The 10,667-nt window shown below is 69.8% G+C and carries 8 protein-coding genes and 2 pseudogenes; 5 read left to right on the top strand and 5 right to left on the bottom strand.

Annotated features, from left to right (window positions below):
* Positions 1–595 precede the first annotated feature (595 nt).
* Positions 596–1,867: an FAD-dependent oxidoreductase gene (locus tag ACZ7IB_RS40360; RefSeq protein ID WP_470919623.1), complete on the bottom strand. Its 1,272-nt coding sequence runs from the start codon at positions 1,865–1,867 to the stop codon at positions 596–598.
* Positions 1,868–1,974: 107 nt separating this feature from the next.
* On the opposite strand from ACZ7IB_RS40360, the pseudogene ACZ7IB_RS40355 reads away from it, so the two are divergent.
* Positions 1,975–2,296 (top strand): annotated as a pseudogene (locus ACZ7IB_RS40355) (cytochrome P450); the annotation flags it as partial.
* 209 nt (positions 2,297–2,505) lie between these two features.
* Here the strand turns inward: ACZ7IB_RS40355 and ACZ7IB_RS40350 are convergent.
* Positions 2,506–2,904 carry a DUF6221 family protein gene (locus ACZ7IB_RS40350; protein ID WP_114243212.1) on the bottom strand — a complete coding sequence of 133 codons (399 nt, stop codon included), beginning with the start codon at positions 2,902–2,904 and terminating at the stop codon, positions 2,506–2,508.
* Between the two features lie 271 nt (positions 2,905–3,175).
* Here ACZ7IB_RS40350 and ACZ7IB_RS40345 point away from each other — a divergent pair, with 271 nt between their 5' ends.
* From ACZ7IB_RS40345 to ACZ7IB_RS40335, 3 genes are all read left to right on the top strand, one after another.
* Positions 3,176–4,420 carry a DNA glycosylase AlkZ-like family protein gene (locus ACZ7IB_RS40345; protein ID WP_470919622.1) on the top strand — a complete coding sequence of 415 codons (1,245 nt, stop codon included), beginning with the start codon at positions 3,176–3,178 and terminating at the stop codon, positions 4,418–4,420.
* Positions 4,421–4,621: 201 nt separating this feature from the next.
* The gene (locus ACZ7IB_RS40340; protein WP_470919621.1) at positions 4,622–5,377 is read left to right on the top strand and encodes a dienelactone hydrolase family protein; all 756 of its coding nucleotides are present in this window, start codon (positions 4,622–4,624) and stop codon (positions 5,375–5,377) included.
* Between the two features lie 145 nt (positions 5,378–5,522).
* Positions 5,523–7,400 (top strand): transketolase, encoded by a 1,878-nt coding sequence (locus tag ACZ7IB_RS40335; RefSeq protein ID WP_470919619.1) that lies wholly within the window; start codon positions 5,523–5,525, stop codon positions 7,398–7,400.
* Positions 7,401–7,618: 218 nt separating this feature from the next.
* On the opposite strand, the gene ACZ7IB_RS40330 is transcribed toward ACZ7IB_RS40335, so the two are convergent.
* From ACZ7IB_RS40330 to ACZ7IB_RS40320, 3 genes and pseudogenes are all read right to left on the bottom strand, one after another.
* Positions 7,619–8,512: a peptidoglycan-binding protein gene (locus tag ACZ7IB_RS40330; RefSeq protein ID WP_470919618.1), complete on the bottom strand. Its 894-nt coding sequence runs from the start codon at positions 8,510–8,512 to the stop codon at positions 7,619–7,621.
* The gene (locus tag ACZ7IB_RS40325) at positions 8,512–8,994 is read right to left on the bottom strand and encodes a DUF6519 domain-containing protein (RefSeq protein ID WP_470919632.1); all 483 of its coding nucleotides are present in this window, start codon (positions 8,992–8,994) and stop codon (positions 8,512–8,514) included. Before ACZ7IB_RS40325 ends, ACZ7IB_RS40330 begins: the two co-directional genes overlap by 1 nt.
* A gap of 101 nt (positions 8,995–9,095) precedes the next feature.
* A pseudogene (locus tag ACZ7IB_RS40320) lies at positions 9,096–9,215 on the bottom strand (hypothetical protein); the annotation flags it as partial.
* A 401-nt stretch (positions 9,216–9,616) separates the two neighbouring features.
* On the opposite strand from ACZ7IB_RS40320, the gene ACZ7IB_RS40315 reads away from it, so the two are divergent.
* Positions 9,617–10,582, top strand: coding sequence for an aldo/keto reductase (locus ACZ7IB_RS40315; protein WP_470919631.1), 966 nt, complete (start codon positions 9,617–9,619; stop codon positions 10,580–10,582).
* The last annotated feature ends 85 nt before the right edge of the window (positions 10,583–10,667 follow it).

The raw sequence follows: 10,667 nt of genomic DNA, 5'->3' as shown, positions 1-10,667 counted from the left end.
ACGCCGCCCACCGCTACGGGTCGATCGACAACGTCAACTCCGCCTACTGAGCCACAGACTCAGCACCCGCACCGCAAGCCAGGACCGGCACAGGCGGCAGCACCGCTGCCCATGCCGGTCCTTCGGCGTGTCAACCGGTAACGGCCATTGCAGGTGGCCCTGCGGTGGGGCGCGGCGTCTGCGGGCGGCAGGCCTCGACTTCGATGACGGTCCGTAGTAGCCGGTCATCGGGGTCCTGTGGTCGCCTGTGGCGGACGACGACTTCCGGTGTTCGGGCGGACGCCGTCGCGCCCCACGATCCGGCCGGACTCGCCTGCGTCGACCGCATTCCACTTCTGCTGCGGGACGATGCACAGCTTCCGGTGGCCGGCTGATGCAGCGGGGCCCGGAGAGGAAGCGTGAGCGGCAAGGCGGGCTGAGGCCGTCGCGAGCGCCCGGCCATTCCTGCGGCTTCCTCCCGGGACCTGTGAGCAGGTGTTCCATACGGTCGAAGCGCTCGCGCAGGATCTGCGTGGTCCCCTCGCAGACATGGTGCGCCGTGTGCTGGGGTCGTGGGCGCAGCGACCGGCCTCCAGGTGGAGCACGGCAGGCGGGCTCAGCGCACCGATGCGGCCGGCGGCCGCTCGCGCAGGGCGCCGTAGCCGAGGAAGTACGCCGGCAGGCGGTTCAGCCACCGTGAGGTCGTGATGAGCCGGCTCAGCCGCTGGGCGCGCTTCGGGTCGCCGAACGCCGGGCGGCCCGAAAGGACCGGTTCGATGACGTTCGTGTGGGCGAAGCGCTGAAGGGCCTGTGTCGCGGCGGTAGTGGGCCAGCGGCGGCGCTGGACGCGGCGTACGGTCCGCAGGCCGACCGCGCCCCCGAGCAGCGGTTCGACGAGATACCGGGCGGCGGCCACCGCGTCCTCGACGGCGAGGTTGATGCCGATGCCGAAGACCGGTGACATCGCGTGTGCCGCGTCGCCGATGCACAGCAGTCCCGGGCGGTGCCAGCGCCGTAGGCGGTCGAGCCGTACATCGAGCAGCTTCACGTCGTCCCACGACCCGACCGTGTGCATCCGGTCCGCGAGCCAGGGGACGGCGGCCGTGAATTCGCCCATGAACCGGTCGAGGCCGGCGGCGCGGCGCTGGGTGTTGGTTCCCTTGGGGATCAGCGCGGCGCACTGCCAGTAGTCCCCGCGGTCGATCATGGCGGTGAGGAACCGGTCGCCGGCGCCTCCCACGAGCCCGTGCGGGTCGCCCTCCCGCCGCGGCAGCCGGAACCACCAGGCGTCCATCGGGCAGGCGAACGTCCGCAGTCCCAGTTCGGGCAACGACCTGGCCAGCGAACCCCGGCCGTCGCAGGCCACGGTGAGGGTGGCCCGCAGCTCACCGGTACGGCCGTCCGACGTGCGGTACCGCACCCCCGTGACCCTCCCCCGAGCCCTCGGCTCCGCTCGACCGGGGGGGACCCCCATGTGCTCCATCAGGAAGGAGGTCGCCTCGGTGTTCATTCGCACGGAGAAGGACGGCTCCCGCCCGGCCTCGTCCACGAGGAGGTTGAGCAGATCCCACTGGGGCACCATCGCGATGTAGTTGTACTTGCTCCGTAGCGCACCGATGTCTCCGACGGTGACCAGCGAACGGTCCGGGCCGAGCGGCAGCTGTACCGACGTCACCCGCCGCTGCGGCAATCGGCCGAACCGCCCGGCCAGCCCGAGGTCCTCCAGCAGCGCCAGGGTGGACGGATGCACAGTGTCACCGCGGAAGTCGCGCAGGAAGTCGCCGTGCTTCTCCAGGACCGTGACCGCCACCCCGGCCCGCGCCAGCAACAGCCCGAGCACCATTCCGGCGGGGCCACCGCCCACCACGCAGCATGTGGTCCGCTCCATGGCAACCGCTCCCTTCGGTGAATCCCCGGATCAGCGACATGCTGACATATACCATCAGTTCTGAATTAGTTCGCACTAAAGGGGCGAAATGTATCCATGGGGGCATCATGAGCCGGTCTTACGCCGCCCCGGCCTTCGTCGCGGCCCCCTTCCCGCTCTTCCGGCAGCTGCGCGAGGAAGGTCCGGTGCGCCGTGCCGTGATCGCCGGCGGTCTGAAGGCATGGCTGGTCACGCGGTACGACGACGGTCTCGCGGCCCTGGCAGACCCCCGGTTGAGCAGTGACGTCCGCGATTCCTCGGATCCCCGGCTGCCGCTTCAGCTGCCCGTGACGGAACGCGAGTCGGTGATCAGCGACATGCTCCGACCGGCCCGACGGCACTCGTCTGCGCCGTCTGGTCTCGTATGCGTTCACGGCGCGCAGGGTGGCCTCCCGAGCCCTCGGCCCCGCTGAACAGCCAGGCCGGAAGGCGTCCTTGCCGAACCGCAGCTCGTACAATCGCAGGCCGGCTCCGGGCAAGGGACCAGCGCTTCGGATTTCCCGGTGAGTGCCGGCTGTTCCTGCCCGTCAACGGGCGGTCGCCGCCGCCAGGCGATTCGAGAACTGCGTCGCTCAGCGCCCCACGGCAGTGGCCTGGCACTACTGGATGAAACGCGGCAGCCACTTGGCCCGGTAGTCGGGGTGGCCGGCATGCTCTGCGGCCATCTGCCGGACGGCGAAACCGAGCCCGACGGCGCGGCCGGACGGGAAGTCGTGGTCGGGGCGGTCGGTGTCCTTGTCGGCGACCTCCGCATACTCATTGAGAAGAACTCTGCTCGTCTCGATGCGGCGACGTGTATGCGCAGGGTCCTGGAAAGCGATGTGCTGGTCGAAGCCGAGATGCCGCACGCTGAACGCGATGGCGCCGGACCGGTCGTGCACTTCGCCGGGCACGTCGGCCGGGCACCGCCAGCTGTCGCCGCCTGCCGCTTGCGCGATCTGTTCTTCCTCGGCAAGACGCGCCCGAACGAAGTCGATCATGTCGGAGTTGTCCGTCATCGGCCTTTCGAATCCTTCACCGTCATGGCTCCCTAACGGAAACCGCACCTGCCGTCTGTGCCGGTTCTGTCGGTTCACCGAGGATGTCGGACGACGATACCGAGTCGAAAGTCCGGCACCCCGGGGGACACCACCTGTAGCGCGCCCATCTCGATACCGAGATGATCGGGATCGCTGTCGCCCCATGGGTGCACCGACTGGCCGGCCACCGTAGGGTGGGCCGTCCGACGGCTCGCCCACGGGCTCGGGTGACGGAGCAAGGAGCCCCACGATGCCCACGTCCCAGCGGTACCTGACGATCAGTCAGGTGGATGCACGCCGTCTGGCCCTCTCGCGGCAGCACCTGGCCGGCCCCCGACTGTCCGCGGACGCGACGAGTCTGCGCAGCGTTCTCCGGGCACTGCGCTATGTGCAACTGGACCCCGTCAACGTCGTGGCGCCGAGCCATGAGCTGGTCCTGTGGAGCCGCCTCGGACCACGGGCCGGCTCTCTCTTCTCCGGCCTGTGGTGGCAGGACCGATGGCTGTTCGAGTACTGGGCGCACGCCGCGGCCGTGGTACTCACCGAGGACTACCCGATACACCGGGTTTCGATGGACGCGTATCCTCCGCCGAACCTGTCGTACACCGCGACGTGGATGGCCGCCAACGACCGGCTTCGCAAGCACGTGCTGCATCGACTCGGCGAAGGCGCTCCCCTGCCCACCGATGCGTTCGAGGACTGCGCGGTGGTCGACTGGGCCTCGACCGGATGGACAGCCGGCCGCAATGTCGAGCGGATGCTGACATTCCTCTGGCTCCAGGGCGAGATCATGGTGGCCGGCCGCGCTGCGGGGCAGCGGCTCTGGGGGCTTCCCGACGCCTGCCTGCCGGCCGACGCCGACCGGCCGGCGGTGTCACCGGCCGAGATGGTGTCCATGGCCACGGAGCACACCCTGCGCGCCCTCGGGGTCGCCCGTCCGCTGGACATCAAACAGTATTTCCTTCGCGGGAAGTACACCGGTCTGGCAGGCGTGCTCCGCACCTTGACGGAACAGGGCCGCGTTGTGCCGGTGCGGGTCGGCGGTGGAGGTCCCCCGTCCGAGACGTGGTACGTGCATGCCGATGCACTGGGCGAACTGGAGACGATCCGCGCGGGCCACTGGCAGGGGCGCACTGCGTTGCTGTCGCCGTTCGACAACCTGATCAACGACCGGCGTCTCACCGAACGGCTGTGGGGCTTCGCCTTCCGCAACGAGATGTACATACCGAAGGCCAAACGGCAGTACGGCTACTACCTGTTGCCGATCCTGCACGGCGACCGCCTGGTCGGCCGGGCCGCTCCTCGTTTCGACCGGAGTCGAGGAGTCCTGCTGATCGAGGGCCTGTACCTGGAGCCCGACATCAAGCCGACGGCGGTGCTGCGCCGGGCGGTCACCGGGCAACTCGACGACCTGGCCACCCTCATCGGCGCCACCGGCATCGAGTACGGCGACACGGTGCCCGGGCGCTGGCGCCCCATGCTGCATCGTTCCTGAGCCGAGAACGGCTCCGAGACGTCGCCACGGTCGGTCACTCGGCGGCTGCGCTGAAGCCTTCTGCAGGGTTTCCCCGTCGACCCGACCGGGCGACTGGCCGAGCAGTCACTGACCGCTTACGATCGCTGACTGCAACCGCACCCCTTCGTCCCTCATGTTCCGAGCGCAGAGGGGCAACCGGACGAGAGACGAGAACCGCCCATGACCGCCGCGCGCGGAACAACCGTGGACATCCCCACACAGGACGGCACCGCCGACGCCTATCTGACCCATCCCGACGACGGAAGTCCCCACCCCGGGATCCTGCTCTACATGGACGCCTTCGGACTCCGTCCTCACCTGAAGAAGATGGCCGATCGTCTCGCCGAAGCCGGCTACACCGTCCTGGCCCCCAACGTCTTCTACCGCCATGGGCGAGCGCCGGTGGCCGAGCTGCCCGACTTCATCGACCCGGCCCGACGCCCGGAGATCTTCGAGCGTCTCGGCCCGATCATGCAGTCACTGACACCCGATCTGGCGATGCGCGACGCGGGCGCCTACCTGGCCTGGCTGACAGACTGCCCCCTGGCCACTGACGGGCCGGTCGGTATCACGGGTTACTGCATGGGCGCCGGCCTCGCCCTGCGTACCGCCGGTACCTACCCGGAGCGGGTCGCCGCCGTGGCCGGCTTCCACGGCGGGCGCCTGGCCACCGACGCTGCCGACAGCCCGCACCTTGTCGCCGACCGGATCACCGCGGAGCTGTACTTCGGACACGCCGACCAGGACGCCTCGCTGCCCCCCGAGCAGATCAACCGCCTCGACGAGGCCCTCACCGCGGCGGGCGTGCGCCACCGCAGCGAGGTCTACACCGGGGCACACCACGGTTTCACCCAGGCGGACACCGCCGCCTACGACAGCACGGCGGACGAACGCCACTGGAAAGCACTGACGGCGCTCCTGGACCGCACCCTCTGAGCGGCGCGCGTTCAGATCGCGGTCACCGCACCACGGACATACGGTCGGCAAGGGCACAGGCGCCCCACGCAGCCTCTGCGCGCGGCCCGCGAGCCGGCAGCCGTCGACGACCGGATCAGAACGCAGGACACGAGAGGAAGCCGCGATGTCGGTCGAGAACACCCCCACTGTCTCCCTCGGGCCCGACAGCGGCCTGGACCAGGTCTTCGAGCTGGCTCAGCAGCTGCGCGTGGACTCCGTTCGCGCCAGCACCGCCGTCGGCTCCGGCCACCCCACCTCCAGCCTGTCCGCCGCGGATCTGATGGCCGTCCTCATGACACGCCAACTGCGCTACGACTGGCAGAACCCGAAGAACCCGGCCAACGACCACCTGATCTTCTCCAAGGGGCACGCCTCCCCCCTGCTGTACGCGATGTTCCTCGCCGCCGGTGCGATCGACGAAGAGGAACTGATGACCACCTACCGCCGCAACGGCGCCCGACTGCAGGGCCACCCCACTCCGGTCCTGCCCTGGGTGGATGCGGCCACCGGCTCCCTGGGCCAGGGCATCGCCTACGGCGTCGGTATCGCGCTCGCCGGACGGGACCTGGAACACCAGCCGTACCGTGTGTGGGTGCTGTGCGGCGACAGCGAAATGGCCGAAGGGTCGGTGTGGGAAGCCCTGGACAAGGCGGGCCGCCACCGCTTGGCCAACTTCGTCGCGATCATCGACGTCAACCGCCTCGGCCAGCGCGGCCCCACGGAGCTGGGCTGGGACACCGGCGCCTACGCCCGCCGCGCCGAAGCCTTCGGATGCCGCGCCCTGGTCGTCGACGGCCATGACCTCGTGGCCGTCGAACAGGCCCTGGCCGCCGCGGACGACGGGCAGGCCCCCACCGTCATCGTCGCCAAGACCGTCAAGGGTCAGGGCGTCTTCGAGGTCGCGGACGCCGAGGGCTGGCACGGCAAGGCGCTGCCCGACGAGCTTGCCGCACGCGCCATCACCGAACTGGGCGGCGTACGCCACCTCACCGTCCGCGGCCCCCAGCCGCCCGCCACCACCCCCGGTCCCTCGGCCGCTCCCGTGGAGGTGACGCTGCCGCACTTCGAGGTCGGCGAAACCGTCGCCACCCGCGTCGCCTTCGGCAAGGCGCTCGCCGCGATCGGCGCCCGGCCCGACATCGTGGCCCTGGACGCCGAGGTGGGCAACTCCACCCACGCGGAGGATTTCGGCAAGGCACACCCCGAGCGGTACTTCCAGATGTACATCGCCGAGCAGCAGATGATCGCCGGCGCGGTCGGTATGGCCGTACGCGGCTACCGCCCCTATGCCACCACCTTCGCCGCCTTCCTCACCCGTGCCCATGACTTCATCCGCATGGCGGCCGTCTCCCGGATCTCCATGAGCCTGTGCGGGACCCACTGCGGTGTCGAGATCGGCGCGGACGGCCCCTCCCAGATGGGCCTGGAAGACATCGCCATGATGCGCGCCGTCCATGGCTCCACCGTTCTCTACCCCAGCGACGCCACATCCGCTGCCGCTCTGACCGCTGCAATGGCCTACCTGGACGGCATCTCCTACCTTCGCACCACCCGGGGCGCCTACCCCGTCCTCTACGCCCCCGACGAAACCTTCCCCGTAGGCGGGTCCAAGACCCTGCGCGCGAGCGACAGGGACAAGGTCACCCTCATCGGCGCCGGCGTCACCCTCCACGAATGCCTCGCCGCCGCCGACCAGCTCGCCGCCGAGAACATCCCCGTCCGGGTTGTCGACCTGTACTCCGTCAAGCCCCTGGACCTCGACATGCTCGCCCGTGCAGCCCAGGAAACAGGCGCACTGGTCGTCGTCGAGGACCACCACCCCGAAGGCGGTATGGGCGAGGCCGTACTGTCCGCACTCGCCGCACAGCGACTGGCCCCCGCAGTCGTCCACCTCGCCGTGCGCAACCTGCCGGGCTCCGGAACCCCCTCCGAACTTCTCGACATCGCAGGCATCTCACGCACCCACATCATCCGAACAGCCCAAGACCTCGCCGCCCGCTGAGAGCTGCCGCCGTGGGCGGCGATGAGAGTGGGGGGCGCTGGGCCCTGCTCCTGCGCCAGTGGGTCGTCGCCGCAGGCATGGGGCCTGCCGCCGCCTCGCCACCAATCACCGGCCTACGGGACGAGGACGTCGACCGAGCCGTCGTACAGCGCCGCGCCACGGCCGCCGCGGTCAGGCAGCCGGTCTGCCCGCACTTCGGCGGGCAGACCCCGCGCGCCCTACCGCGACGCCGGCACCTTCAGCCTGTCCCAACTGGCTTTGCCCGGCACGCCGTCCGCGTCCTTGCCCCGGTACCCCAGTTTGTGCTGCCACGCCGCGTAGGACTTGCGGTCCGCGTCGGTCCACTCGGGGCCGGGACCCTCCTCGTAGCGGCCGCAGCCCTCCGCGACCAGGCGCTTGCCCATGGCGGTTATCCGCTTGTCGTGGCGTCCGGCCCGGAAGAAGGCCGAGCCGGGGAACGGCTCGTACTCGGGCCGGGGCTTGGTCGGCGGTTTGGGGCTTCCGCCACCGCCCGGCTTGTGGCTCCGCAGACGGTCGGCGATGCGCGAACGCATGCCGTCCATCGTGAAGCCGCGCGGGTCCTGCTTGCCCGGCTGCCACTCCTTGTGGCCGATGACGGAACGCTCGCTCCAGCCGTGGGCCCGGCAGATCGCGGCCGAGACCTTCTCGATGGCCTCCTTCTGGGCCTCGGGCCAGGGGTCCTTGCCGTTGCCGAGATTGATGCACTCGAAGCCGTAGAAGTGGCGGTTGCCGTCGGTGTCGGCCTCGTTGTCCGGCGGCAGCTTCGTCTCGTTGACGACGGCACGCAGGACGTCGCCGTCGCCGAGGCCCGCATGGTTGGCGCGGCCGTTGCCGACCATGTGGACGTGGCCCTTCTTGTCGATCACGCCGTGGCACAGCGGGCCGGGGAGGCCCGAGTAGCCGTTGTAGCAGATGTCCACGGACGAGTCGGTGCCCGAGGTGACGGTGTGGTGGATCATCACGCCGTTCATCGGGCCCCACGGGCCCTTCGAATTGCGGTTGTGCGTACGCCAGTCGCGTACCTCGTGGACTGTCAGACCCTCCGCGCGCAGGATCTCCACCAGCTTGGACGCGCTCAGTGGCTTGGCCATCACTTGTCTCCTTTCAGTGCGGTTTCCGCCTCGGACGTGGTCTGTGACCGGGGTTCCGCCGGGGCGCCCTGCGTCGTCTCCGCCGCGCACTCCTCTTCGGCCGCGAGTGCTTCCGGGGCGAGCGTCGCCTCGTCCGCGGCCGGAATGCCGTACCCGAGCGGGGCGAAAACGAGCCGCAGGTCGACGGGGGCGTCTTCGCCCTTCACCAGGGCCGGCGGCGCGAAGTGCCGTGCGATGCCTGTGGGGGCCTGGAGCAGCGGCTTGCGCGCGTCGTTCGCGGGCCACTCGACGCTGCCGGTCGCGGTGCGGGCCGGGACGATCCAGTGATCGCCGGTGCGGTAGGTGCCGCCCTTGGCGAAGTACACCTCGACGCCGTCCTCGAGAGGCAGCCATTCGTCCTCCTCGACACGGGCGGCTCCGCCCGGCAGGCCGGCCGAGCGGCCCTGGCGCCTGGTGCCCGCACGGTGGTCCCAACGGCGCAGGAACGGGTGCAGTGAGGCAGCACGCCCGGCTCCGGCTCGGCGGACAGCCGCACCCGCCGTCCCGGCAGGTCCAGCTCCTCGACCCGCAGCAGGGGGAGGGCCTCCAGACGCGAGGCGTACGCGGCGTCGGTGAACTCCACTTGGCCGTCCACGTCCAGGTCCAGCCTGTCGTCCTGGCCGAAGCTCGCCAACTGCACCCATGTTCCGTCCAGTTCGTCCACCGGGAAGACGACCGAGCCGTGCTCGCGCGACCAATTCAAACTACTCTGGAACACGCGGAGTTGACAAAGGAAGGCCTGTTCAGGACACCTCGGGGGGAGGTCCTGTGAAGCGATTGTTCGAGGCGTGCGGGGCCGCCGGGCACTTGGGCGACGGCAAAGCGCCAGCAGTTCCCTACCCCTGTTGGTCCTCCTTCATCATGTCGGCGCACTTCTCGCCGATCACCATGATGGTGATGCACGGGTTGACGGTGATGAGATCCGGCATCGCGGACCTGGCCTTCGCGGACCGCGGCGACGCGGAAACCCGCCTGACTCCGCCGCCTCAGTCGCCTATCGTCGACGTGATTCCTGGCGGAGGCCTCGGACCGTCCAGGGCGAGGACCATGACGTGGAGGATGATTGTGCGCTACCGCGAGCTGGGACGCAGGGGGGTGTCCGTGTCCGAGATCGGTTACGGCGCCTGGGGCATCGGTGAGTCCGCCTGGGTGGGTGCCACGGAGGACGAATCCGTACGCGCCCTGCACCGGGCCATCGACCTCGGCGTGAACTTCATCGACACCGCCCGCGGCTACGGTGAGAGCGAGCGAATCGTCGGCCGGGTCGTCCGTGAGCGGGCCGGCGACGAGGTGCTCGTCGCCACCAAGGTGCCGCCGAGGAACGGAATGTGGCCGGCGCCCGACGGTCTGGACCCGGCCGAGACGTTTCCGGGCGAGTACATCCGCGCAAGCCTGGAGACCAGTCTGCGCATCAGCGGCGTGGACCGCTTCGACGTATTGCAGTTCCACGTCTGGAGCGACGACTGGGTCGGCCGAGGCGACTGGCTGGAGACGATCGCCGAACTGAAGCAGGAGGGGAAGATCCGCCTGTTCGGCGTCTCCATCAACGACCACCAGCCCGACAACGCACTCGCACTCGTACGCAGCGGTGCCGTGGACAGCGTGCAGGTCATCTACAACCTCTTCGACCAGGCGCCCGCCGACGCGCTGCTGCCCGCCTGTGAGGAGCACGGCGTCGGCGTCATCGTGCGGGTTGCGCTGGACGAGGGCGGCCTCACCGGCCGGATCACCGCCGGTACGACGTTCCCCGATGGCGACTGGCGCAACCGCTACTTCCGTGACGACCGCCCGGCACAGGTCGAACAGCGGGTGGCCGCGATCGTCGCCGACCTCGGCATCGCACCCGATGAGGTCGCTGAGAACGCGTTGCGGTTCGTACTGAGTTCGCCGGCGGTCTCCACCGTCATCCCCGGCATGCGCACTGTACGCAACGTCGAGCGCAACACGGCCCTGAGCGACGGGCGTGCGCTCACCGCCGACCAGCTCGCCGTGCTGGCCAAGCACCGGTGGCAGCGCAACTTCTACTCCTGATCCACGGGCGCCGTTTCCGGGGCGGGCGGTACGCGGTTCACCTCCGCGCACCGCCCGGCGCAGTGCTGCCCGCATTGAGCGGCAT

The sequence above is a fragment of the Streptomyces sp. NPDC037301 genome (genome assembly GCF_055602785.1).
Note: the sequence above shows the minus strand (reverse complement) of the source record. Positions and strands in the feature narration are given on the sequence as shown.